Below are 25,278 nucleotides of genomic sequence, written 5' to 3'. Positions count from 1 at the left end.
CGCGATGCAATCGGACGATCCGTTGGCCAATGACCGCACTCAGTTCATGCCGCGCCCCGGTGGCCGTGGCCCGCAGCCGGCAACGCCAGCATCGGCGCCGCCAGCGCCGCCACTGAACGTGCCGGCCGAACCACTGGCGCCGGGCCAGGCGGTGGGCTTGAACCCGCTGGAGCAGGCGGCCGGCCCGCTGCTGGCGTTGCTCACCCGCTTGCGCAACACCATCGCCCACCCGGCACCTGCCAGCCTGCGAGCGCAGCTGCTGGCCTACCTGCGTCAGTTCGAGGAGCGCGCCGAGGCCGCCGGGGTCGCGCGCAACGAGGTGCTGCTGGCGCGCTACGCCCTGTGCACCGCGCTCGACGAGGCCGTGCTCAGCACGCCGTGGGGCAGCGCCAGCGACTGGGGCAAGCAGAGCCTGCTGATCACCGTGCACAACGAGGCCTGGGGCGGCGAGAAGGTGTTCCAACTGATGGAGCACTGCCTGCAGAGTCCGCGTGAGCGCTTGCACCTGCTGGAGCTGTTGTACCTGTGCACCAGCCTTGGTTTCGAAGGCCGCTACCGGGTGATGAACGGTGGCCGAGCTCAGCTCGAGGCCCTGCGCGAGCGCACCGCCGCGACCATCCGCAGCGCCCGTGGCGATATCGAGCGCGAGCTGTCGCCGCACTGGCGCGGCGTTACCGTGACCCGTGATCGCCTGGCGCAGTTCGTGCCGCCCTGGGTTGGCCTGGCCCTGGCCCTGGCGTTGCTGTTGCTGGTGCTGTTCGGCCTGCGCCTGAAACTGGCCGCCGACGCCGAGCCGGTGTTCCGTGGCATCCATGCCCTGGGCGAGATCCCGGTGCAGGCCATGGACCGTCCGGTGGTGCAGCCCAAACCTGTCGAGCGACCGCGCCTGGCCGGTTTCCTGGCCGAGGACATCAAGGCCGGGCGGGTCGCCGTGGAGGACGCGGTGGACCGCTCGGTGGTGACCATCCGCGGCGACGAGCTGTTCGCCTCGGCCAGCGCCAGCATCAAGGGTGACTTCGAGCCGTTGATGCTGCGCATTGCCGACGCCGTCGCCAAGGTCAAGGGCAACGTCAAAGTCACTGGCCACAGCGACAACCAGCGCATCGCCACGCTGCGTTTCCCGTCCAACTGGGCGTTGTCCCAGGCCCGTGCCGAGGAGGTGAAGAACCTGCTCGCCGCCCGCACCGGCCAGCCTGGGCGTTTCAGTGCCCAGGGCCTGAGCGACACCGAGCCGCTGGCGTCGAACGACAGCGCGCAGGGCCGGGCGAAGAATCGCCGGGTTGAAATCACCGTTCTGGCGGAGGGCGTCGAGTGAAGGCGTTTTTCAGTTTTGTCATTCGCTGGGTGGTCCCGGTGCTGGGCCTGCTCGCCCTCAGCCTGATCATCTGGTTCCTCGGTCCGCTGCTCGATGCGCTGGTGCCGGCCGCGCCGCGCCTGGTGCTGATCGTCCTGCTGTTCGCGGTGTGGATCGCCTACCGCGTGTGGCGCATCGTCCAGGCCCGGCGCCAGGCGGCCAAGGTGATGCAGAGCCTGGCTGCCGAGACCGCGCCGGACCCTGCCGGCGTTGCCACCGCCGAAGAGCTGGCGACCCTGCGCCAGCGCATGGACGAGGCCCTGGTGCTGCTGAAGAAGGCGCGCCTGGGCGGTGACGAGCGACGCAACCTGTACGAATTGCCGTGGTACGTGATCATCGGCCCACCCGGCTCGGGCAAGACCACCGCGCTGGTCAACTCCGGCCTGCACTTCCCGCTGGCGGCGCAGCTGGGCGAGGGCGCCATCCGTGGCGTGGGCGGCACGCGCAACTGCGACTGGTGGTTCACCGACCAGGCCGTGCTGCTGGACACCGCCGGCCGCTACACCACCCAGGACAGCCATGCCCAGGTGGACAAGGCGGCCTGGCTGGGCTTCCTCGACCTGCTCAAGAGCCAGCGTTCACGCCGGCCCATCGACGGCGCCTTCATCGCCATCAGCCTGTCCGACCTGCTGCTGGGCAGCGACGCCGAGCGCGCCGCCCACGCGGCGGCGATCCGCACCCGCATCCAGGAGTTGTACAGCCAGCTGGGCGTGCGTTTCCCGATCTACCTGATGCTGACCAAGCTCGATCTGGTGCCGGGCTTCATGGAGTTCTTCGACAACCTGAGCAAGGAAGAGCGCGCCCAGGTGTGGGGCATGACCTTCCCCCTGGATGACGGCCAGCACGGCGATGGCCCGCTGGCCCAGTTCGGCAGCGAGTTCGCCCTGTTGGAACAGCGCCTCAACCAGCGCTTGGTCGAACGCCTGCAGCAGGAACGCGACCCGGCGCGGCGCGATCTGGTCTACGGCTTCGTCCAGCAGTTCGCTGCCTTGCGCGGCAATCTCAAGACCTTCCTCGACGGCATCTTCAAGCCCAACGCCTTCGAAGCACGCGCGCTGCTGCGCGGCGTGTACTTCACCAGCGGCACCCAGGAAGGCAGCCCCATCGACCGTCTGATCGGCAGCATGGCCCAGAGCATGGGCCTGGACCGTGCCCACCTGGCGCGGCAGAACGGCACCGGGCGCAGCTACTTCATCGAGAAGCTGTTCAGCGCCGTGGCCTTCGCCGAACGCGGCCTGGTTGGCAGCAACCCCAAGGTCGAGCAGCGGCGCAAGTGGATCGCCCGCGGTGCCCTGGCCCTGAGCGTGGCCCTGGTGTTGGTGGTCGGCACCTTGTGGACCCTGAGCTACCGCGCCAACCAGCAATACATCGCCGAGGTCGACGGCCGCCTCAAGCCACTGGGCAAGAGCGTGCAGGAACTGAGCCCGGCCCAGCGCAACGTGGTCGACGTCCTGCCGTTGCTCAACGGCGTGCGCCGCCTGGCCGAGGATCCGCCCGGCTGGGCCGAAGGCTTCGGTCTGTACCAGGGCGACATGCTCGAAGGTGAGTCGGACAGCGTCTACCGCAAGCTGCTGATCGCTATCTTCGCCCCGCGCCTGGTCACCCGCATCGAAGAGCAGCTGTATGCCGGCGGCCCGTCCGACTACCTCTACGAGGGGCTCAAGGCCTACCTGATGCTGGCCGACGGCGAACACTACGACGCCGAGTTCATCAAGGCCTGGGTCACCCTCGACTGGGAACGCAGCCTGCCCCGCGACCTGGCGCCGGACCTGCGCCAGGCCCTGGAGCAGCACCTGGCGGCGCTGTTCGACAAGCGCCCGCCCAATGCCCGTCTCGACCAGCGCCTGATCGACGACACCCGTCGCCAGCTGCAACAGCTGCCGGTGGCCCAGCGCGTCTACGACCGGGTCAAACGCCAGAAACTGCCGACCGGGGTCGGCGACTTCCGGGTCAGCGACGCCGCCGGCCGCGATGCCGCGCTGGTGTTCCGCTTCAAGAATGGCAAGCCGCTGAGCGAGCCGCTGCCGGGCATCTTCACCGTCGAGGGCTACCGCAAGGCATTCCTCGCCGCCAGCCTGGCCCACAGCGAGACCTTGGCCGAGGAGCGCTGGGTGCTGGGCCGCGAGGCCAGCGAATCGGGCGATGCCAAGCGCCTGGCCGACGATGTGCTGCAACTGTACTACCAGGACTACATCCGCCATTGGGATGCGCTGCTGACCGACCTGGACTTCGTGCCGATCACCAGCGTCGGCCAGGCCGCCGATGTGCTGCGGGTGCTGTCCGGGCCGACCTCGCCGATGAAGAAACTGCTGCAGGCGGTCGCCAAGGAGACCAACCTGGCGCAGCCGAGCACCCTCGACAAGGTCCAGGCCAAGGCCGAGCAGGCCGGTGTCGACCAGCTGCGCCAGCGCCTCGGCGGCCTGCTCGGTGATGCGCCGCTGCCCAGCGACAATCCGGCTGCCCGTGAGGTGGACCCGGTGACCGCGCACTTCGCCGAGCTGGCCGCGCTGGTGGAAACCGGCGAAGGACAACCTGCGGCCATCGATGGCCTGCTCACCGACCTCAATGCCCTGTACGTGCAGGTCAGCGCCATGGTCGGCGCCAGCGGTGACGCGCTGTTGGGCGAGGCCAAGAACCAGGCCCAGGCCGCCGCGCAGCGTGTCGCCCTGGGGGCGGCGCGCCAGCCCAAGGTGGTGCAGAACCTGGTGGGGTCGGTGCTTGGGTCGACCCACAACATCGTCATGGGCGGCGTGCGCAACCAGCTCAATGCCGCCTGGACCAGCGAGGTGGTGAACGTCTACCGCCAGTCCCTCAGCGGCCGCTACCCGCTGGTGGCCGGCAGCACGCGGGACGCCACCCTGGAGGACTTCGGCCTGTTCTTCGGCGTCGGCGGGGTGATGGACAACTACTTCCGCAAGTACCTGCAACCCTACGTCAACACCTCGAGCACGCCGTGGAGCTGGCAGCCGGGCGCGGCGCAGAAGCTGGGGATCAACAGCAATGTGCTGTACACCTTCCAGCGCGCGGCGAGCATTCGTGATGCGTTCTTCCGCAACAGCAACGGCGTGCAGCCGGGCGTGCGCTTCGAACTCAAGCCGGTGGCGATGGACGCGACCATCACCCAGTTCCTGCTCGACCTCGATGGCCAGCAGGTCAGCTACGACCACGGTCCGAGCCGGCCGGTGGCGTTGCAGTGGCCGAACCCCAACAGCATCGGCGTGGTGCGCCTGTCGATCTCGCCGCCCTCGGCCACCGGCCGTTCCGGCCTGACCGTGGAAGGCCCCTGGGCCTGGTTCCGCCTGCTCGACCAGTCCGACCTGGTGGCCGGCAGCTCGCCGGAACGCTTCAACCTGCGCCTGCGCGTCGATGGCGCCAGCGTGTCCTACGAGCTGCGTGCCAGCAGCGCTTTCAACCCGTTCCGCAGCCGAGTGCTCAGCGGTTTCAGCCTGCCGGAGCACCTGTGAACGACGTGGGTTTCTACGGAAAACTGGCCAGCCGAGGCGACTTCGTCAGCCGCGGCCTTCCAAACAGCTTCATCCAGCCCTGGGACCAGTGGCTGGCGGCGGGGATGCAGGCCAGCCAGCAGGCGCTGGCCGAGCGATGGCTCGAGGCCTACCTGGTCAGCCCCTTGTGGCGATTCGCCCTGGCGCCGGGGCTGTGCGGGCCCGAGGCGGTCATCGGCGTGCTGATGCCAAGCATCGACCGGGTCGGGCGGTATTTTCCGCTGACCGTGGCCCAGGTGCTGGAGCCGGGGCAGCCATTGGCGCCTGTGGTGGCCGGGGCCGAGGAGTGGTTCGAGGCGGTCGAGGAGGCATTGCTGGCGACGCTTGAACCGAGTGCTGCCTTTGAAGAGTTCGAGGCTGTTTTGCAGCCTTTTCGCGACGCGAGGCCGCTCCTACAGGGACCTCAAGTGACTGTCGGTGGGTTGCAGCGCTTGGATGCGACCACGCCGCAGGGGCGCGCACTGGCCTTGGCCGAATGCGCCTGCGAGGGCATGAGCCTGTGGTGGGGCAGGGGTTCCGAACGTATCGCCCCGGGTCTGATGCGCTGCGCGGGCCTGCCGCGCAGCGAGGACTTCGCCGGGTTTCTCTTGGGTAGCGAGGCGCGCAGCGAATGACCGACCTGCAGTACACCGCGGCCAGCTACAGCCATGTCGGCATGGTGCGCAAGATCAACGAGGATGCCTGCCTGGAGTTGACCTGGGCAGGCCTGTGGGCAGTGGCCGACGGCATGGGCGGCCATGCGGCGGGCGACTATGTCAGCAGCCTGGCCATGGACAGCCTGCGCAGCCTGCCGAGGCTCGACTCGCTCGACGACTTCAGCGGCGAGGTGCGCGACGGCCTGGCCTGGGTCAACGGCATGGTGCGCGAGGAAACCGTGCGCCGTGGCGTGGCGATGATGGGCAGCACCGTGGTGGTGCTGGCGGCGCGTGGCGACCAGGCTATCGGCCTGTGGGCCGGCGACAGTCGTCTGTACCGCTTGCGCGATGGCCGCATCGAGCGCCTCAGCCACGACCACAGCTACGTCCAGGAGCTGCAGGACAGCGGCCTGCTCAGCGAGGCCGAGGCGCGGGTGCATCCGCGCGGCAACATCGTCACCCGCGCCATCGGCGTCGAGGATGACCTCGACCTGCAGGCCGTGGCCCTGCAGGTGCGGCCTGGCGACACCTACCTGCTGTGCAGCGATGGCCTGAACAAGACCGCCGAGGACCACGAGATCGCCGAGGTGCTCGGCCACGCCGACCCCTACGAGGTGGTCCGCAGCCTGGTGCACCTGGGGCTGACCCGGGGCGCGCCGGACAACATCACCGCAGTGGTCGTCAAGGTGAACTGAAGACATCATGGACATGCAGATCCCCGGATTCGATATCGAGCGCGAGCTTGGCCAAGGCGCCATGGCCAGCGTGTACCTCGCCACCCAGCGTTCCCTGCAGCGCAAGGTGGCGCTGAAGATCATGGCGGCGAGCCTGGCCGCCGACCCGACCTTCTGCGAGCGCTTCCTGCGTGAAGGGCGCACCCTGGCGCGGCTGGCGCACCCGAACATCGCCACCATCCACGACATCGGCAATGTCGGCGAGCTGTACTACATGGCCATGGAGTACCTGCCCAGCGGCACGCTCAAGGAGCGCATCGCCGATGGGCTGACGCCCGGGCAGGGCCTCGCCTACGTGCGCCAGATCGCCCAGGCGCTGGGTTATGCCCATGCCGAGGGCCTGGTGCACCGCGACGTCAAGCCGGCCAACATCCTGTTCCGCGCCGACGGCACCGCGGTGCTGTCGGACTTCGGCATCGCCAAGTCGCTGGATGACCGCACCCAGTTCACCCAGGCTGGCTTCGCCGTCGGCACGCCGAGCTACATGAGCCCGGAGCAGGCGCGCGGCATGGAGATCGACGGCCGCGCCGACCTGTATGCGCTGGGCGTGGTGCTCTACGAGATCCTGGTCGGCAAGCTGCCTTATAGCGGCACCGACGCGCTGTCCACGGCGTTGGCGCACCTGACCGAGCCGCTGCCTGAGTTGCCCATCGAGCACGGCCGCTACCAGGACATCCTGCGTGGCCTGCTGGCCAAGGACCCCAATGAGCGTTTCGCCGATGCGACGGCGTTGCTGGCCGCGCTGGACCGCCTGACGGTCCAGGCGCCGGTCGAGGACAACGACAGCACATTGGTGCGCCCGCTGCCGATCCCGCCGCCGGCCACCACCCCGCAACCGGTGTCCATCGACATTCCGCAAGCCCTTCCTGTGGCCGAGCCTGTACGGCAGCCCGAACCCAAGCCTGCTCCCGCCGTGAAGTCCGGATCGAACAAACCGGCCAAGGCCGTGCTGGCGGTGGCGATCGCGGCGGCGCTGGGATTGGGTGGCGCGTTCTTCTGGCTGCTCGGCGGCAGTGACGCGCCCGCGCCAGAAACACCGGTGGCGCAGACGCCCGCCGACAGCGTGGCTCCCGCCGAACCCAAGATCACGCCTGTCGCCGCCTCGGACGATGGCCGCCCATTGCTGATGCCCGGTAAGAAGACCCTGTTCCAGCGTGTGCTGACCAAGCCCGATGCCCAGCTGGTGGCCCAGCCCGGCGATGCCTCGGGCGAGAAACTGCCGGCCTTCTCCGTGCTCTACGTCTACCAGCGCAAGGATGTCGGCGGCCAGGCCTGGGTCCAGGTCGGCGCCGCCAGCGACGGCCAGCGCGATGGCTGGCTGCCGGCCGCGCAGACCAGCGACTGGAAACAGAGCCTGGTGCTCAAGTTCACCGAGCGCTCGGGCCGTTCGCCGGTGATGTTCATGCGTCAGGTGGACGATGTGCAGCACCTGCTCGACGACACCGCCCAGGCCCGCGACAGCCTGCTCAAGGCGCAGAACCACCCCGACCAGGTGCCGCAGGTGATGGCCCTGGAGCCGGCGGCCAGCGCCGTGCCGCAGAACCAGTTCTACCTGATGCCGATCTTCGACTACCGCGAAAGCTTCGACGCCGGCGGCCAGCCGGTGCAGTTGCTCAACATCGCCTCCATCGACCCCGGCGCCAGTGCCCGCGACAGCGCGCCCAAGGCGGCCGGCGTGGCGGCGGTCGGTGACAACAGCTTCCGTACCGGCATCGTCCTGGTGGTGGACACCTCGGTGTCCATGCAGCCCTATATCGACCGCGTACGCCAGGTGGTCAGCGAGCTGCAGCAGCAACTGGCGGCCCGGGGCGAGCTGGACAGCGTCAGCTTCGGCCTGGTGGGTTTCCGCAACAACATCAAGCGCACCCCGGGCCTCGAGTACCTGAGCAAGACGCTGGTCAGCCTGGAAGAGGGCCGGGATCCGGCGCGCTTCCTCAAGGCCGCCTCGCAGGTCAAGGCCACCAGCGTTTCCAGCCATTCGTTCAACGAAGATGCCTTCGCCGGGGTGATGCAGGCCGTCGAGGGCATGGACTGGTCCGGCTACGGCGGGCGCCTCATCCTGCTGGTCAGCGATGCCGGCGCACTGCGCAAGAGCGACCCGTTCAGCGGCACCCAGATGAACGAGGCCGAGGTGCGCCAGGCCGCGCTGAGCAAGCAGATCAAGATCTACGCCCTGCACCTGCGCACCCCGGCCGGGGTAAAGAACCACGGCGCGGCCGAAAGCCAGTACCGCGTGCTCACCGCCGACAGCAACCCGCAGATTGGCGACCTCTACGTCGGCGTGCCGGGGGGCGAGGTCGGCGTGTTCGGCGAGCGCGTGCGCGAGATTGGCTCGACCTTCGCCGAGCTGGTGCACCAAGTGCGCAACCAGCAACCACAGCCGGTGCCGCTGCTGACCTCGGCCTCGGGGCTGGCCGCCAAGTCCCAGGCCATCGGCTATGCCATGCACATGGACTTCCTCGGCCGCCATGGCGCGAGCCAGGCGCCGCAGCTGGTCAGTGCCTGGACCGCCGACCGCGACCTGACCAACCCGACGCTGCCCACCCTGCAGGTGTGCGTGATGCTCACCAAGCTGCAACTCAACGACTTGCAGCAGTCGCTCAAGCTGATCGTCGATGCCGCGCGCAAGACCCGCAGCTCGCCGGGCGACTTCTTCAACGAGATCGCCAGCGCCAGCGCCTATATGAGCCGCGACCCTGGCGCCCTGCGCAAGGGCGCCAACCTGGCCCAGGGCGGGGTGCTCGGCGAGTACCTCGATGGCCTGCCGTACCGCAGCAAATCCCTGAGCATGACCCAGGACTTGTGGCTGTCGCTGTCGGTGGCCGAGCAGGAGGACTTCATCGACGAGCTGGACTCGAAGATCCGCCTTTACGAGACCTTCCACAACGACATGGCCAACTGGGTGCGCTTCGGCAACGCCGAGCCGGGTGACGCCCTGTACCGTGTCCCGCTGTCGACGCTGCCGTGATGATCCGCCTGGACGGGGTGCGCAAGACGCGCGGACAAGATGCCCAGCGCTACAGCCTTCAAGTCGACCGGCTGCACCTGGCCGTCGGCGAGCGGGTGGCGCTGGTCGGCCCCAGCGGCTGCGGCAAGAGCACCTTGCTCGACCTGCTGGCGCTGGTGCTGGCGCCGGATGCGGCGCAGGGCTTCGTCCTCGGTGGCGAGGATGTCGCCGGGCTGTGGCGCGGCCGTCAGCTCGACCGCCTGGCCAGCTGGCGCAGCCGTCACCTTGGCTACGTGCTGCAGGCGGGTGGGCTGCTGGGTTTTCTCGATGTGCGCGGCAACATCCGCCTGCCACGCCAGTTGCTGGGGCTTGGGGATGACGGCAGCGTCGAGCGTCTGGCCGAAGCGCTGGATGTGCACGACCAGCTGGGCAAGAAACCTGCCGCCCTGTCCCTCGGCCAGCGTCAGCGGGTCAGCTGCGCCCGCGCCCTGGCCCATGCCCCGACGCTGCTGCTGGCCGATGAACCGACCGCCGCGCTGGACCCGGTCAACGCCGAGCGGGTGATGCAACTGTTGCTGCGCGAGGCCGAGGCGCGCCAGGTGACCTGCGTGGTCGCCACTCACGACGAGGCCCTGGCCCGCCAGGCCGGGCTGACGGTGCTGCGCATGGCTTGCCGGCGCGAGGCCGACGGCGGCGTCACGGCAACGCTGGAGCGGGCCGCCTGATGCGCCCGCTGCTGATCGCCGGGCTGGCCTGGCAGGACTACCGCAACGATGCGCGGCTGTCGGCGTGTGGCGTGTTGGCGCTGGTGGCGGTCATCGCGCCGTTGCTGGTGCTGTTCGGCCTGAAGTTCGGCCTGGTCGGCAGCCTCACCGAGCGCCTGCAGCGCGACCCGGGCGTGCGCGAGATCATTCCCTTGGGCGGCGGGCGCTTTCGCGCCGAGTTCCTCGACGAACTGGCACAGCGTCCGGGAGTGGCCTTCGCCATCCCGCGCACCCGCCAGATCGCCGCCACCGCCGAACTGCTGTTGCCCGCCCACGGGCGTGGCCTGACGGTTGAAATGCTGCCTACCGCCGAGGGCGATCCCTTGCTGGCCCAGGTCGCTGCCCCATCGGGGGTGCAACAGGTGGTGCTGAGCTTTACCGCCGCGGAAAAGCTCGGTGCCAGGGCCGGGGACGAGCTGCAGGCCAGCTTCAGCCGCCAGCAGGCCGGGCAGATGCAATGGCGGCAGACGCGCCTTCAGGTCATCAGCGTGTTGCCCCTGGCCGCGTTCGAGCGCGATGGTCTTTTCGCGTCGTTGCAGTTGCTCGAAGCCGTCGAGGACTACCGCGATGGCCGCGCGGTGCCGGCACTGGAGTGGCAAGGCGAGGCGCAAGGCCCCCTGGCGCAGCGGGTATACCCGGCGTTTCGCCTGTATGCCCGCGAGCTGGCCGATGTCGAGCCACTGCGCCAGTTCTTCGCCGAGCGCAAGCTGCTGGTCTCGACCCAGGCCGCACAGATCGCCCAGGTGCAATCGCTCAGCCGCAACCTCGACCTGGTGTTCTGGATCATCGCCAGCCTGGCCGTGGCCGGCGCCGTGGCGGCCATCGCCGCGGGCGCGGTGGCGGCGGTGGAGCGCAAGCAGCGCGAGCTGGCGGTGCTGCGCCTGCTGGGCTTCGGCACCGCCGCGCTGCTGTTGTTCGTGGTGCTCCAGGCGCTCTACAGCGGCCTTCTGGCCGCCGCCGTGGCGGGACTGTTGTACCTGCTGGCCGAACACGGCCTGAACCGGCTTTTCATGCAAGTGCCCGGCGAGTTCGCCAGCCACCTGCTGCCCATGCACTACCTCGTTGCGTTGTGTGCCGTGCTGCTGGCCAGCACTGCCGCCGCCGCCCTGGGCGGCTGGCGGGTAGCGCGCATCGAGGCTTGCCAAGGAATACGTGATGTCTGATCGCCGTCTCGGGGCTGCCGCCCTGATCCTCACCGCGCTGAGCCTGGGTGCCTGCTCCCCGGCCGATGGCGACGACAAGGCCAAGCCGGCCGTGCAGTCGCAGGCCGCGGCCGACAGCAAGTTCGACAACCCCAAGCCGTTGCCGGGCGATGTCAGCCTGCCGCTGCCCTGTGGCGGCGAACTGGTGCTGCGCAGCGTCTATGTGCTGGCCCAGGGCAGCCTCGACGACCGCGAGGTCAACCTCGGCTACCCGTTCAGCGAAGGCGAGGCCGGCTACAAACAGTCGTTCATCTCCGGTTACCGACGCGACTTCATCAACGGCCAGTTCAGCCTGCAGGACTTGGCGCCGCAGTGGCAGAAGGCGGTCGGCCCGAGCCTGCCAAAGGTCGAGAAAGGCAGCCCGCTCACGCCGATGATGTACTTCATCGGCAAGTACGAAGTGACCGCCCGCCAGTACGCCCAGGTGATGGCCCAGGCGCCGTCGCTGGCCGGCGGCGACGCGGCGCCGGCCTGCGAGGCGAACAACGACGCGGCGGGGCGCCTGCCCAAGGTCAAGCTGTCGCGCTTCGAGGCCGAACGTTTCGCCGCCGTCTACAGTGCTTGGCTGATGAAGCACCATCGCGACCTGCTGCCGGTCAGTGGCCGTGGCAGCAAGGCCGAGGACGGTGGCACCGGTTTCGTGCGCCTGCCCACCGAAGTCGAGTGGGAGTTCGCCGCCCGTGGTGGTTCGGCGGTCAGCCGCCAGGAACTGGAAGGACGGTTGTTCCCGCGCAAGGTCGAAGGCGCCGACAGTGAAGGACCGCTGGCCGACTTCGCGGTGTTCAACCAGGTCGCCGGCGGCACCGGGCAGGCGGCGCGGCTGATGCCGATCGGTACCAAGCAGCCCAACCCGCTGGGCTTGTTCGACGTGATCGGCAACGCCGCCGAGATGGTCCAGGAGTCGTTCCAGCTGGTCAACGCCGGGCGCCTGCAGGGCGCCTATGGTGGCTTCGTGGTCAAGGGCGGCAACTACCTCGAGGGCGAGGGCACCCTCTTCACTGGCATGCGCCGCGAGTATCCGCTGTTCGGCGCCGACGGCACCGAGCAGCGCAACGAGACCACCGGTTTTCGCGTAGCCATCGGTGCCCTGTCGGCCCCGCGCTCACGCTACCAGGAACTGTTCGAGCAGTGGCAGAAGGAAGGCCGGCTGGCCGGCCTGACCGACGACATCGACGCCGCCCAGGACCCGACCAAGCGCCTGGACAGCATCATCGCCGCCGCCACCGACCCGCGCCAGCAAGCCGAGCTCGGCCTGGTCAACGAAGAGCTCAAGCGCAACGTCTCGTTGATCGCCCGCCAGCGTGAAGAGGCCGCCGGCAACCTGATCCAGTCCGCCGCCCTGGTGGCCGAGACTGTCAACAACTACAACATCCGCCTGACCAACCTGCAGGCCACCCAGGCCAAGGCCGAGGCCTCGGGCGACCAGACCAGCGCGCGCATGTACGGCGCCGCCATCGCCAATGGCCGCGCCGCCCTCGACGGCGCCGTGGCGATCTACATCGACAACCTGGCCAGTGGCACGCGCTACACCGACGCGGTGATCCAGGCGCAGTTCCAGCGGGTCAAGGAAGAGCTCAATCGCAAGCCGGTCCTGGGCAACAGCCTGGTGACCCGCGCCACCCTGTTCGTCCGCCACGTCGGGGAGTACCGCCAGAACCGGCGGGCCGATCCGGCGACGATCCTCAAGGAGCTGCTGGCATCGGCCGCCCCGCGACCCTAAGGACAGCTTCGACAGAAAGGACTCCCGGGTGGCACGAAGCCTCCGGATACCGAGAAACCCAAGAAGAGAAACCAGACCATGTTCACCCGCAAACCCCTGATCACTGCATCCCAGGCCCGTACCGCGCTGCTGCTGGCAGCCGGTTTCAGCACCGTGCTGTTGAGCGGTTGCGCCAGCTCGCCCGTGTCCAAGGTCGGCGCCACGACCAAGGTCGAGTACTACCCCAACTGCTACGAGCCGGTGCAGCACCTGCGCTCCACCGACGGTGACATGACCCGCTCGGTCGCCACCGGCGCGCTGCTCGGCGCGGTCGGCGGCGCCCTGACCGGCGCCCTGGTCGACAAGGAAAACCGTGGCCGCAATGCCGCCATCGGTGCCGCCGGTGGCGCCCTGGTCGGCGGCGCGGCCGGCTACTACACCGAGCGTCAGAAGCAGATCAGCGACGACAAGCAGCGTATCGCCTCGTACGCCACCGATATCGACAAGAGCGCCGCCGACCTGGACCGCACCACCGCCTACGCCAAGTCGTCGCAGTCCTGCTACCAGCGCGAGTTCGCCAGCCTGATCCAGAACCGCAAGGCCGGCCGCATCAACGACACCGAAGGTCGCAAGCGCCTGGCCGAGATCGTTGCCGGCCTGCAGGAGTCGAACAACCTGCTGACCACCGTCAACGGCCGCCTGGGTGAGAACCTGAACAACTACACCCAGGCCTACGAGCAGGACCTCAAGCAGGTCGGCGTCGCGCGCACCGACGTGGTCGCCGTGGCCGAGCCGCCGAAAGTGGCGACCACCGGCAAGAAGAAGGACGTGAAGAAGGTCCAGCCGGCCAAGACCAACACCAAGGTGCCACAGGAAGCGGTGGCCACCGAGAAGACCCTGCAGAACGCCAACGGCAAGAAAGCCGAGGCCCAGCAGGTGGCCAAGGCCGGTACCGACCAGGTCAACGCCATGTGCCGCAACCCGGACATGGGTGACTGGGCGCCGGTGCCGTGCCCGAACGTGTGATGCCTTGAGCGCCTGTGGGATCGGGTGAACCTGTTCCCACGGGTGTGCTGCTATCTGTGTAAGGAAACCACCCCGTGACAGATCTTCTGGTCAACTCCCTGGCCAACAACTCCCAGTTCCTGGCACGCCAGCGCATCCAGGCGCGGATCAACCTGCCGCAGATGTTCGCCGCCATCGACGCCGACCCGCGTATCGTCGGTGCCGGTGTGGTGTACATCGACGCCGAATACAACATTGTCACCCTGCGTGAGTTTCAGCCGATCTGCAGCATCCGCCCCAAGCGCGTGATCCTGCGCGAGATCAAGAAGTACCAGACACCTGACCAGTACACCCAGCAGCTGCAGCACAATCCGCGCGAGTCGCGGGTGGTCAAGGAGGCGGTCAACACGACCCTTTCCTGCGCGGGCGCTGTGATCGGCTGGTTCGTGGTGTTCAGTGGCACCATTGCCGCACCTTTTTCCGGCGGTACCAGCCTGGTACTGACCTATATCGGTGGCGCCGCCGCCACCGCCAGCAGCATCCAGTGCGGCATTGGTGTAATGCGCACGGTTCGTGAAGTGACCAACCCAGCGGCCAACGATGCCCTCGATGAGAACCAGTGGTACCAGGCCGCCTCGATGGTGCTCGATGGCGTCTCGTTGCTGGGGGTCGGCGCGTCGGGCCTGAGTACGTTGAAGTACCTGCAAGTACACAAGGCCGCCACGGGGCGGAGCTGGCTGGAGTTGTCCAAGAGCCTCAGCCGCCAGCAGCGCAAGGCGCTGACCGACGAGCTGCTGTCGATCAAGCACCCGAGTCTGACGGCCAAGCAGATCAAGTTGCAGCAGGCGGCAGGGACCATGACCAAGCGCTACACCCCGACCGAGATCAGCCACGCCACGCAGACCCTGATGCGCGACTCGCTCGGTGCCACCTTCGGGTTGGCCGGGAGTGCAACGGTGCAGAGCATCGCCGTAGGGCTATACGAAGAGATCGAGTGATGATGAAGCCTGCGCAATTCCAGACTTTCATGCGCCGTTACTTCCCGACGTTCTTGCTGGGGTTTTTCATTTGCCTCCTGTCGGCGGCGTTGTCAGCAACGCTGTGGATCGACAGTCACTGGCGTAATCACCCGGACAACCCCTTGTTCACCATGATGTCCAGCGCTGTACTGGTCTTGCTGCTATGTTCCGGGCATTTCGCGATGGTCCGCGGCTTCACATGGGCAGCATGGGTGGTGCTCCCTGTACCCACAGTGGCCTTGCTGATGGCGTTGAGCTTGCTCGGTAGCGGTGTGAATGCTGTGTTGCTGGCAATCTTGCTGGCTCTGCCATTGCTCGCGCTGCTGGTTTTCAACAGCCAGCGGCATCGGGAAATGCGCCGGCGGTTGGTGGAACTGCGCAAGGTGCGGCGTTAGCGAACGGCGCTACAGCTCTGCCACCAGGGCTTCCACCTGCTCCTGCCGCTCGGCCTGGCTGACCCGCGCCCCGCTATTGAGCGTGGACCACTGCGGATGCGCCCGTGCCCTGCGCAGTGCCTCGGGCAGCTTGCCCTCGCGCCAGCCCTTGTCGTCGGCAGGGGCCAGGCGAATGCTGTCCTGCGCCGCGTGCCCTCGCCCTTCCAGGGCCGTGACCAACTGCTGCTGACGCAACGCCAGCAGGCGCAGCACGGCGTCATCCACCGTCAATTCGCGCTGGCCCTTGAGCTTGCCCATCAGGCGCGAACCGTAGTTGCGCGCGGTCTGCAAGGCGCCGCCGGCGATGGCGCCCGCGAGCGCGGCGGCGCCCAGGGTCAGGCCGCCCACCAGCAGGTCCACGCCCGCGCCCGCCGCGGCACCGGCCGCCACGCCGCTGCCCAGGCGCACACCGAGTAGCTTCAGGGTTTCCGGGTTGAACAGGTCGTCGCCCCAGCGGCCGTCGAGCAGTGGCATGTCACCGGCATTGGCGTCCTCGCGGCGGAACGCATAGAGCTTGAGCAGCGACTCGACACAGCGTTGCTCGCGCTGGCGTACATCCTGGCGCAGGGCTTCGATGGCCCGTGCCTCGGCGGCAGGCTCTGCCTCGACGCTGCGTCGGCAGGCGGCGCAATCGAGCAGCAGCTCGGCGATCAGGCGTTTGCCGCTGTGCTGGCGGGCCTGGCGCTGGGCCTGCTGGTCGTCGATCAGCCGTTGCAGCGCCGGGCGGGCATCTTCCAGCAGCAGTGCCAGGCTTTCGTAGAGGCGGCGCTCGCCGTCCTCGGGTGGGGCCACGCTGTCGAAGCGCACCAGCGCATGCAGGCCCAGGCGCGCCAGGGCCTCACGCCATTCCGGCTCGCGGTGCTGGCTGCTGGCGACGAAGTTGAGCACCGGCAGCAGCGGCTTGCCACAACCGGCCAGTACTTCCAGTTCGTCGCGGTACTTGGCCAGCACCGGTTCGCGGGCGTCGATCACATAGAGGCCGGCGTTGCTCGCCAGCAGCTGGCGCAGCACCTTGGCTTCCTGTTCGAAGCGCTGGCGCGCCTCGCTGCCCTGGAGGAAACGCTCCAGGCGGGCGGGGCCGTCCAGGCGTTCGCCCGGACGTTCGAGGCGCTCCAGGTAGTCGAGCAGGGCGATGGCGTCTTCCAGGCCTGGGGTGTCGTACAGCTCCAGCAGCGGCTCGCCGTCCACCGACAGGCGCGCGCCTTCCACATGGCGGGTGGTGCTGGGGCGGTGGGAGACCTCGCCGAAGCCGACGTCGCGGGTCAGGGTGCGCAGCAGCGAGGTCTTGCCGACGTTGGTGTGGCCGACCACGGCCAGTTTCAGCGGCTCAGTCATGGCCATGCTCCAGCCAGGTCACGGGCGAAGTGTCGGCGTGGGCCAGGCCCAGCCGGTCGAGGGCCTCGTGCCAATCGCCCAGGCGTGCCGCGTCCAGGACCTGGCCCGGTTGTGCCTGCAGCAGCCAGATACGGGTGGCGCCGGCATTGCGCGCCAGCTCGGCGAGCAACGCCAGGCTGCCGCGGTCCGGCGAGCGGCGTGGGTCGCAGGCGATGGCCAGGCGTGCCGGGGGGAAGCGGCTCAGTTGTTCGAGCAGCTTGTTGCGCGACTCCCGGCTGTCGAGCACGCCGGCGTGGGTGATCGACTTGGGCAGGGCGGGTGGCCAGGGGCGCTGGTCGTCCAGCTCCAGGCCGACCAGCAAGGCGCCGCTGCTGCCGCTCTCCAGCTGGCCGGCTTCGAAGCGCGGCAGGGTGTCGGGGGCAGGGTCCTGCACGCCAATGCGTTCGCTGCGCGGCATCAGCGCTTCGCGCAGCTGGGCGTAGCCGGGCAGGTCGAGGTCCAGCGTCAGGCGCTCGCGACCCTGGCGCCAGCGCCACAGGCACAATGCGGCCAGCGCCAGGCGCGGCAGCAGGCCGTAGACCAGCACCATGCCGAGCAGCCAGCTGGCCCAGGCCTGGCGCGCCAGGTCGAGCGCGGGCAGGGTGGCGCCGCTGGCGCGGATCATGGTTTCGTCCGGCACGGCGAAGCCGAGCAGCGAGGGCAGGGCGCCAAGGGCCTGGGTCAGGGTGATGAAAGGTTGCGCGGCGAGCAGCGTGGTTTCCCAGACGAACCCGTAGCGCCGGGTCGCCAGCAGGGCCAGGAGCATGCCCAGCGCGGCGAGCATCGCCAGCAGCCACAGGCCATGCACCAGCAGGCCGAGCAACCAGCGGTTCAGGCGCTGGCGCTGCAGCAGCACCAGCAACGCCGGGGCCAGCTGCGCGGCCTTGGCGTCGCGGGCCAGGCGCTCGCTCAGCCACAGCCAGAGGCGGCCCAGCGTCGCGCCCTGCTCGCCGGCAAAAAAGAAGCCCACGGCCCAGCCGAGCAGTAGCAGAAGGTTGAGCCCGAGCAGGCTGCCCAGGGCCCAGAACACATTCACCGGCCGCTGGCCGTCGCCCAGGGCCGCCAGCCCCAGGCCGGCGCCGCTGAGCACGGCCAGGAGCATCAGCGCCAGCAGTGCCAGGCGCGCGCCCTGCTTCCAGTGGCGCAGTGCCGTGTCCATGCCGTCGCGCTCGGCCAGCCACAAGGCGCGGGCCTCGATGCGCGTAGCGAGGTCGCCGCCTTGCTGGCGGGCGCGACGGTTGGCTTCCTGGTCCTCCAGGGGACCGGCGTGTTCCTCGCGCAGGCGTATCGCTTCGGTTAGCCAGCGCTTGTCGAGTGGAGTCGGTGCCGTCACAAGCTCTTCCATTGCACAGGTCAGTGCGCAAGCATAACCCACGTGCCCGGTGCTATCCTCGCCGGCATGAACACATCACTCCCCCTCAGCCTGATCGCGGCGCTCGCCGAGAACCGTGTGATCGGCATCGACAACTCCATGCCCTGGCACCTGCCGGGGGATTTCAAGTACTTCAAGGCCACCACCCTGGGCAAGCCGATCATCATGGGGCGCAAGACCTGGGATTCACTGGGGCGGCCACTGCCGGGGCGGTTGAATATCGTCGTCAGCCGTCAGCCGGGCCTGCAACTGGCTGGGGCCGAGGTGTTCGCTTCGCTGGAAGAGGCACTGGTGCGCGCCGAGCAGTGGGCGCGGGAGCAGGGCGTCGGCGAGCTGATGCTGATCGGTGGCGCGCAGCTGTATGGGCAGGCGCTGGACAAAGGGCTGGTGAGCCGGATGTACCTGACCCGAGTGGAGCTGTCTCCCAAGGGTGATGCCTGGTTCCCAGAGTTCGATCGCGGACAGTGGCAACTGAGCGCGAGTGAGCCGCAACCTGCCGAAGGACACGGGCCGGTTTATCACTTCGAAGTCTGGGACAAGGTCTGAAAACCTGGGGCTGCGCAGCAGCCCCAGCGATCTATCAGGAATGACTCAACTCAGCATGCTCATCCCCGCTCAGCACCTGCTGATCAGTCTGCTTGAGCAACTGGCTGGTAACCACCCCCGCGGTCATCGAACCATTCACGTTCAACGCCGTACGCCCCATGTCGATCAGCGGCTCCACCGAGATCAGCAAGGCTACCAGTTCCACCGGCAAGCCCATGGCCGGCAGCACGATCAGCGCGGCGAAGGTTGCGCCGCCACCCACGCCGGCCACACCGGCCGAGCTCAGGGTGACGATGGCCACCAGGGTGGCGATCCACAGCGGGTCAAAGGTGTCGATGCCCACCGCCGGAGCCACCATCACTGCGAGCATGGCAGGGTAGAGCCCAGCGCAGCCGTTCTGGCCGATGGTCGCACCGAACGAGGCGCTGAAACTGGCGATCGACTGTGGCACGCCCAGGCGCTGCGTCTGCGCCTCGATGTTCAGCGGAATGCTGGCGGCGCTGGAGCGGCTGGTGAAGGCGAAGGTCAGCACCGGCCACACCTTGCGCAGGAAGCGCAGCGGACTGACGCCGGTCAGCGCCAGGATCACCCCATGGACCACGAACATCAGGCCCAGGCCGATGTATGACACCACCACGAAGCTGCCCAGCTTGAGGATGTCCTCGAGGTTGGAGCTGGCCACCACCTTGGTCATCAAGGCCAGCACGCCATAGGGGGTGAGTTTCATCACCAGGCGTACCAGGCGCATCACCCAGGCCTGCAGCACGTCGATGGCAGACAGGGCGCGCTCGCCCTTGTCCTTGTCGTCCTTGATCAGCTGCAGCGCGGCCAGGCCCAGGAACACGGCGAAGATCACCACGCTGATGATCGAGGTTGGCTTGGCCCGGGCCAGGTCGCCCACCGGGTTGGTCGGGATGAAAGAGAGCAGCAGTTGCGGGATGTTGAGGTCGGCGACCTTGCCCGCGTAGTCGTTGTGGATGGCCTGCAGGCGGGCGCTTTCCTGGGCGCCGGCCACCAGCCCCTCGGCGGTCAGGCCGAACAGGTTGGTCAGGGCAATGCCGATCAGCGCCGCGATGGCGGTGGTCAGCAGCAGGGTGCCGATGCTCAGCACGCTGATCCGGCCCAGGCTCGAGGCGTTGTGCAAGCGCGCGACGGCGCTGAGGATGGAGGCGAAGATCAGCGGCATGACGATCATTTGCAGCAAGCCGACATAGCCGTTGCCGACCAGGTCGAGCCAACCGAGGGTGGCCTTGAGCACCGGGTGGCCGGCGCCGTAGATCGTGTGCAGGACCAGGCCGAACACCACGCCCAGCACCAGGCCCAACAGCACTTTCTTGGCCAGGCTCCAGTCGGTGCGGCGGGTTTGCGCCAGGCCCAGCAGCAGGGCCAGGAACGCCAGCAGGTTAAGTGACAGCGGCAGGTTCATTGAAGCTCCAGGAAAAGGCGGAAGAGGCATCGCCTCTGTGAGCGATTACGAACGGAAATGCTAACAGCCTGAAAACAAACGAATTTATACCTAAAGGTAATTTGCATAGTCGCTTATGGAATAACGGCTGGTCGCTTTTGGCAATGAACATGACGTTTGCAGTTGTCTCGGGGTCGCTCACGCGTGGCTGTTTGTCACAGTTCGGGACTAGGGTTGAGCGGCCACGTCTTTGGGAGAACCGCACATGATGTCTGCTCCGAGAATCCTTGCCGGCAGCCTGGCCCTGTTGCTGAGCGCCAGCAGCTGGGCAGCCACCGAGCTCAAGCACTGGCCGGCCGAGGCCGCGCAGAAGCTCGACGCGATGATTGCCGCCAACGCCAACAAGGGTAACTACGCGGTGTTCGACATGGACAACACCAGCTACCGCTTCGACCTTGAGGAAGCGCTGTTGCCGTTCATGGAAAACAAGGGCCTGCTGACCCGCGACAAGCTCGACCCCTCGCTCAAGCTGATCCCGTTCAAGGACACCGCCGAGCACAAGGAGAGCCTGTTCAGCTACTACTATCGCCTGTGCGAGCTCGACGACATGGTCTGCTACCCCTGGGTAGCCCAAGTGTTCTCGGGCTTCACCCTCAAGGAGCTGAAGCAGCAGGTCGATGAGCTGATGGCCTCGGGCAAGCCGATCCCCAGTACCTATTTCGAGGGGGATCAGGTCAAGACCATCGAGGTGCAGCCGCCCAAGGTATTCACCGGCCAGGCCGAGCTGTACAACAAGCTGATGGAGAACGGCATCGAGGTTTATGTCATTTCCGCGGCCTCCGAAGAGCTGGTGCGCATGGTCGCCTCCGATCCCAAGTACGGCTACAACGTCAAACCGCAGAACGTGATCGGCGTAAGCCTGCTGCTCAAGGACCGCGCCAGTGGCCAGCTGACCACGGCGCGCAAGCAAATTACCGCCGGGCACTACGATCCCAAGGCCAATGAAGGCCTGGAGCTGACGCCTTACCTGTGGACCCCGGCCACCTGGATGGCCGGCAAGCAAGCGGCCATCCTCACCTACATCGATGAGTGGAAGAAACCGGTGCTGGTGGGCGGCGACACCCCAACCAGCGATGGCTACATGCAGTTCCACGGTGTGGATGTGGGCAAGGGCGGTATCCACCTGTGGATAAACCGCAAGGCCAAGTACATGGATCAGTTGAACGGCATGATCGCCAAGAACGCGGCGGCCCAGGCCAGGGAAGGGCTGCCGGTGACGGCGGACAAGAACTGGGTGATCGTGACGCCGGAGCAGATCCAGTAGCCGACGCCGCTCCCGCAGGGGCTCGGCGGAATAAAAAACCGGCGCTCAGGGCGCCGGTTTTTTTACCTTCAGAGCCTCACAGCCCGTCGAGCATCGCCTTGTTGCGCACAGCGCCCTTGTCGGCGCTGGTCGCCAGCAGGGCGTAGGCCTTCAGTGCGGTGGTCACCTTGCGTGGGCGCACTTCGGCCGGCTTCCAGCCTTTCTTGTCCTGCTCGATACGACGCTCGGCCAGTTCTTCATCGCTGACCAGCAGGTTGATCGAACGGTTCGGGATGTCGATCAGCACCTTGTCGCCATCACGCACCAGGCCGATGGCGCCGCCCGCTGCCGCTTCCGGCGAGGCGTGGCCGATGGACAGGCCCGAGGTCCCGCCGGAGAAGCGGCCATCGGTGAGCAGCGCGCACGCCTTGCCCAGGCCCTTGGACTTCAGGTACGAGGTCGGGTAGAGCATCTCCTGCATGCCCGGGCCGCCTTTCGGGCCTTCGTAGCGGATGATGACGATGTCGCCAGCCTTCACTTCGTCGGCGAGGATGCCGCGTACCGCGCTGTCCTGGCTCTCGAAGATCTTCGCGGTGCCTTCGAACACGTGGATCGACTCATCGACACCGGCGGTCTTCACCACACAGCCGTCCAGGGCGATGTTGCCATACAGCACGGCCAGGCCGCCCTCTTGCGAGTAGGCGTGCTCGATGCTGCGAATGCAGCCGTTTTCGCGGTCGTCGTCCAGGGTTTCCCAGCGGGTCGACTGGCTGAACGCGGTTTGCGTCGGGATACCGGCCGGGCCTGCCTTGAAGAAGGTGTGCACAGCTTCGTCATCGGTCTGGGTAATGTCCCACTTGGCGATGGCCTCTTCCATGCTTGGGCTGTGCACGGTCGGCAGGTCGGTGTGCAGCAGGCCGCCACGGGCCAGCGAGCCGAGGATGCTGAAAATGCCGCCGGCGCGGTGCACGTCTTCCATGTGGTACTTCTGGATGTTCGGCGCCACCTTGCACAGCTGCGGTACCTTGCGCGACAGACGATCGATGTCGCGCAGGTCGAAGTCCACCTCGGCCTCCTGCGCTGCGGCCAGCAGGTGCAGGATGGTGTTGGTCGAGCCGCCCATGGCGATGTCGAGCATCATGGCGTTCTCGAACGCCTTGAAGTTGGCGATGCTGCGCGGCAGTACCGACGCATCGTTCTCGCCGTAGTAGCGTTTGCACAGCTCGACGATGGTGCGGCCGGCGGTGAGGAACAGCTGCTCGCGGTCCGAGTGGGTGGCCAGGGTCGAACCGTTGCCCGGCAAGGCCAGACCCAGGGCCTCGGTCAGGCAGTTCATCGAGTTGGCGGTGAACATGCCGGAGCATGAACCACAGGTCGGGCAGGCGCTACGCTCGTACTCGGCGACTTTCTCGTCGCTGGCGGTGGAGTCGGCGGCGATCACCATGGCGTCGACCAGGTCCAGGCCGTGGCTGGCCAGCTTGGTCTTGCCGGCTTCCATCGGACCGCCGGAGACGAAGATCACCGGGATGTTCAGGCGCAGGGCGGCCATCAGCATGCCGGGGGTGATCTTGTCGCAGTTGGAGATGCAGACGATGGCGTCGGCGCAGTGGGCGTTGACCATGTACTCGACCGCGTCGGCGATGATCTCGCGGCTGGGCAGCGAGTAGAGCATGCCGTCATGGCCCATGGCGATGCCGTCGTCCACGGCGATGGTGTTGAACTCTTTCGCCACGCCACCGGCGCGTTCGATCTCGCGGGCGACCAGTTGGCCCAGGTCCTTCAGGTGCACATGACCCGGGACGAACTGGGTGAACGAGTTGGCGATGGCGATGATCGGTTTCTTGAAGTCTTCGTCCTTCATCCCGGTGGCGCGCCACAGGGCACGGGCACCGGCCATGTTGCGGCCTTGGGTGGAAGTCTTGGAACGATAATCAGGCATGGAGCGCTCCTGGCGGCTAAATCACGTCACGTAAATAGGGAGTGAGCTTCTCTTGTCCTGAAACGCCGAAGGCCGGTTGCCGCTGGCAAGGATGGGGGCCGAAGACCTCGCGGGATCGCCGCAGGCTCGACCAGAGCTCATAAACCCGCCGGGGATGTCTGGCGATGAATGGCTCGATTCTACACCGCCACGCCCGCTAGGGAATGGCGTTGTGACAATTGGCTGTCCCCAGCCCGCAAGGTAAAGGCCTTGGCGTGGTCCGGGCGGGTTTGGGTAGACTTGCGCGCTTCCTGTTCCACTGGCCAAAAGGATTTGCAATGCCAGCGCCAAGTCGCTCCTTATTGTTCTACGTCGTCATCGGCCTGATCCAGGGCCTGGTGCTGCTCACCACCGTGAAGGGGCAAGGCGAGCTGCTTGGCTTCAACCTGTCGGTAGCCCTGTGCGCCGCGGTGGTCGTGGCCGGCGTGAACCTGCAACTGCTCGGCAGCGCGGTGCGCCAGCGTGGCACCGGCTGGCTGGTGTTGGGCCTGACCCTGCTGATCAGCGGGATCAGTGCCGGGGTCCTGGGTAGCGAGCGTATGGGCTGGCTGCAGCAGACCTGGTTCCTGGCCGCCGTCGTGCTGGGCTACATAGGCACCGCGTTCATTCTTGCCTGGCCGACCCGCGAAGGGGTGGCGCCGCGCTATGAGGACCTGTTCCGGCATGCCTGGAACAACGTGTTCATCCTGTTCCTGGCGCAAATGCTGACTGGCCTGTTCTGGCAGTTGCTGTGGTTGTGCGCGCTGCTGTTCGGCATGCTCGGCATACCGCAGGTCACGGATGTGGTGGAGTCTGCGGTGTTTCTCTGGCTGGTACTGCCGGTGGTGTTCTCCCTGGGGATGCGCATGGGGCGGGAGAACGAAAAGATCATCGGCCTGCTGCGCGGCATCCTGTTGACGCTGTGCCGCTTCCTGTTGCCGCTCAGCGCGCTGATCGCCGTGCTGTTCACCCTGACGTTGCCGCTTTCCGGCCTGCAGCCTGTGTGGGACACCGGTTACTCGACCAGCCTCCTGCTGGTACTGGCAGGCATCAACCTGTTCCTGGTCAACGGGGTGTTCCAGGACGGCCGACAACCCAGCGTCTACCCTGCGCCGCTCAAGCGCCTGGTGGAGGCCAGCCTGGTGTGCCTGCCGGTGCTGGTGGGCCTGGCGGCCTACGCAAGTTGGCTACGCATCGATCAGTACGGTTTGACACCCTCAAGGATCATGGCGGTGTTGCTGGTGGGCGTGATGCTGGTACATGGCTTGGCGGCGGTCTGGGCGGTGGTGGCTTCGCGCCAGGGATGGCTGAACAGTCTGCGCGTGAGCAATCCGTGGATCGCTCTGCTCAGCGCGGTGCTGATAGTGCTGTTCTATACACCGTTGCTCGACCCGCAGGTGTTGAGTGCGAAGAGTCAGGTCGAGCGCCTGCTCGGTGGGCGCACGCCGATTACCGAGTTCGATGCCGGGACCTTGTACCGCGACCTCGGTCAGCCTGGGCGTGCCGCCTTCGAGCAACTGGAGAAGCGGCTGGAAACGGATGAGCTGTTCGATGCGGGCCGCCGCGAGCAATTGCTGGGGATGATGGCGCAGGTGCGTCGGCCGGAAGTGGTCGAAACGCAGGGTCCGACGTTCGAGTGGCTGGGGCCGGTGCAGTCCACCAGCGAGTCACTGGCCGATTCGACGCTTGCTCAAAGCCAGTGCGGTGGCAAGGGATGCTACTTGTGGGCGGTCGATCTGGATGGTGATGGGCACAATGAAGTGTTGATGATCCCCCGGCACACCTATGCATCGAGTGTGTTCGTGTTCACCTGGGAGGAGCGCGAGTGGCGTGAAGTGGGCAGCCTGAGCGGCAGCATGGAAAACCTCGAGGGCCTGGCCAAAGGCATTCGCGAGGGCGCGGTGAAACTGGTGGCGCCGCGTTACAAGACGCTCAGCATCGATGGCCAGGAACTGGTGCCGGACTTCAGGCGGTAGCGGTTGGCGCGCATGGGGGTGAGCGTTTGAGGGAGCTGGGGCCGCAGAG

Annotated in this window: 18 protein-coding genes; 14 read left to right on the top strand and 4 right to left on the bottom strand. The window is 67.3% G+C overall.

Annotation, left to right across the window (positions count from 1 at the left end):
• Nucleotides 1–4 precede the first annotated feature (4 nt).
• The 11 genes from K5H97_RS27835 to K5H97_RS27785 all read left to right on the top strand — a co-directional run bounded on the left by K5H97_RS27835 (nt 5) and on the right by K5H97_RS27785 (nt 15,257).
• On the top strand, nt 5–1,315 hold the full coding sequence (locus K5H97_RS27835; protein WP_028689167.1) for a DotU family type VI secretion system protein: 1,311 nt from the start codon (nt 5–7) through the stop codon (nt 1,313–1,315).
• Entirely contained in the window at nt 1,312–4,818 is a 3,507-nt protein-coding gene (tssM, locus tag K5H97_RS27830; RefSeq protein WP_028689166.1) for a type VI secretion system membrane subunit TssM, read from the top strand. Before K5H97_RS27835 ends, tssM begins: the two co-directional genes overlap by 4 nt.
• Nucleotides 4,815–5,471 (top strand): type VI secretion system-associated protein TagF, encoded by a 657-nt coding sequence (tagF, locus tag K5H97_RS27825; protein WP_028689165.1) that lies wholly within the window; start codon nt 4,815–4,817, stop codon nt 5,469–5,471. The genes tssM and tagF overlap by 4 nt, the downstream gene beginning before the upstream one ends.
• Nucleotides 5,468–6,187 carry a PP2C family protein-serine/threonine phosphatase gene (locus K5H97_RS27820; protein WP_028689164.1) on the top strand — a complete coding sequence of 240 codons (720 nt, stop codon included), beginning with the start codon at nt 5,468–5,470 and terminating at the stop codon, nt 6,185–6,187. Before tagF ends, K5H97_RS27820 begins: the two co-directional genes overlap by 4 nt.
• A gap of 7 nt (nt 6,188–6,194) precedes the next feature.
• Nucleotides 6,195–9,194: a serine/threonine-protein kinase gene (locus tag K5H97_RS27815; protein ID WP_028689163.1), complete on the top strand. Its 3,000-nt coding sequence runs from the start codon at nt 6,195–6,197 to the stop codon at nt 9,192–9,194.
• A complete protein-coding gene (locus K5H97_RS27810) occupies nt 9,194–9,898 on the top strand; it encodes an ABC transporter ATP-binding protein (RefSeq protein ID WP_028689162.1) in 705 nt (234 codons plus the stop codon). The genes K5H97_RS27815 and K5H97_RS27810 overlap by 1 nt, the downstream gene beginning before the upstream one ends.
• Nucleotides 9,898–11,100 carry an FtsX-like permease family protein gene (locus K5H97_RS27805; RefSeq protein WP_028689161.1) on the top strand — a complete coding sequence of 401 codons (1,203 nt, stop codon included), beginning with the start codon at nt 9,898–9,900 and terminating at the stop codon, nt 11,098–11,100. Before K5H97_RS27810 ends, K5H97_RS27805 begins: the two co-directional genes overlap by 1 nt.
• Nucleotides 11,093–12,859, top strand: coding sequence for a formylglycine-generating enzyme family protein (locus K5H97_RS27800; protein WP_028689160.1), 1,767 nt, complete (start codon nt 11,093–11,095; stop codon nt 12,857–12,859). Before K5H97_RS27805 ends, K5H97_RS27800 begins: the two co-directional genes overlap by 8 nt.
• A gap of 78 nt (nt 12,860–12,937) precedes the next feature.
• On the top strand, nt 12,938–13,864 hold the full coding sequence (tagQ, locus tag K5H97_RS27795; RefSeq protein WP_028689159.1) for a type VI secretion system-associated lipoprotein TagQ: 927 nt from the start codon (nt 12,938–12,940) through the stop codon (nt 13,862–13,864).
• Between the two features lie 74 nt (nt 13,865–13,938).
• A complete protein-coding gene (locus K5H97_RS27790) occupies nt 13,939–14,841 on the top strand; it encodes an NAD synthetase (RefSeq protein ID WP_051555624.1) in 903 nt (300 codons plus the stop codon).
• Nucleotides 14,841–15,257, top strand: coding sequence for a hypothetical protein (locus K5H97_RS27785; protein WP_051555623.1), 417 nt, complete (start codon nt 14,841–14,843; stop codon nt 15,255–15,257). Before K5H97_RS27790 ends, K5H97_RS27785 begins: the two co-directional genes overlap by 1 nt.
• 9 nt (nt 15,258–15,266) lie before the next feature.
• Here K5H97_RS27785 and K5H97_RS27780 read toward each other — a convergent pair whose 3' ends face one another.
• Together K5H97_RS27780 and K5H97_RS27775 are read right to left on the bottom strand one after the other, a co-directional pair.
• Nucleotides 15,267–16,631, bottom strand: a complete 1,365-nt coding sequence (locus K5H97_RS27780; protein ID WP_028689157.1) for a GTPase/DUF3482 domain-containing protein — start codon at nt 16,629–16,631, stop codon at nt 15,267–15,269.
• Complete coding sequence (locus K5H97_RS27775) at nt 16,624–18,015, bottom strand: DUF2868 domain-containing protein (protein ID WP_036985800.1); 1,392 nt, start codon at nt 18,013–18,015, stop codon at nt 16,624–16,626. The genes K5H97_RS27780 and K5H97_RS27775 overlap by 8 nt, the downstream gene beginning before the upstream one ends.
• Nucleotides 18,016–18,069: 54 nt before the next feature.
• Here K5H97_RS27775 and K5H97_RS27770 point away from each other — a divergent pair, with 54 nt between their 5' ends.
• Nucleotides 18,070–18,588: a dihydrofolate reductase gene (locus K5H97_RS27770; RefSeq protein ID WP_028689155.1), complete on the top strand. Its 519-nt coding sequence runs from the start codon at nt 18,070–18,072 to the stop codon at nt 18,586–18,588.
• Between the two features lie 34 nt (nt 18,589–18,622).
• Here the strand turns inward: K5H97_RS27770 and K5H97_RS27765 are convergent, their stop codons facing one another.
• The gene (locus K5H97_RS27765) at nt 18,623–20,014 is read right to left on the bottom strand and encodes an L-cystine transporter (protein WP_028689154.1); all 1,392 of its coding nucleotides are present in this window, start codon (nt 20,012–20,014) and stop codon (nt 18,623–18,625) included.
• Between the two features lie 247 nt (nt 20,015–20,261).
• Between K5H97_RS27765 and K5H97_RS27760 the strand changes: the two genes are divergently transcribed.
• Nucleotides 20,262–21,317: an HAD family hydrolase gene (locus tag K5H97_RS27760; protein WP_197866524.1), complete on the top strand. Its 1,056-nt coding sequence runs from the start codon at nt 20,262–20,264 to the stop codon at nt 21,315–21,317.
• 76 nt (nt 21,318–21,393) lie between these two features.
• On the opposite strand, the gene ilvD is transcribed toward K5H97_RS27760, so the two are convergent.
• Nucleotides 21,394–23,235, bottom strand: coding sequence for a dihydroxy-acid dehydratase (ilvD, locus tag K5H97_RS27755; RefSeq protein WP_028689152.1), 1,842 nt, complete (start codon nt 23,233–23,235; stop codon nt 21,394–21,396).
• Between the two features lie 317 nt (nt 23,236–23,552).
• On the opposite strand from ilvD, the gene K5H97_RS27750 reads away from it, so the two are divergent.
• Entirely contained in the window at nt 23,553–25,229 is a 1,677-nt protein-coding gene (locus tag K5H97_RS27750) for a DUF4153 domain-containing protein (RefSeq protein WP_028689151.1), read from the top strand.
• The last annotated feature ends 49 nt before the right edge of the window (nt 25,230–25,278 follow it).

The organism is Pseudomonas mosselii, from assembly GCF_019823065.1.
Taxonomy (GTDB): Bacteria; Pseudomonadota; Gammaproteobacteria; order Pseudomonadales; family Pseudomonadaceae; genus Aquipseudomonas; species Aquipseudomonas mosselii.
The sequence above is the reverse complement of the archived record's forward strand: the minus strand, read 5'-3'. Positions and strand labels throughout refer to the sequence as shown.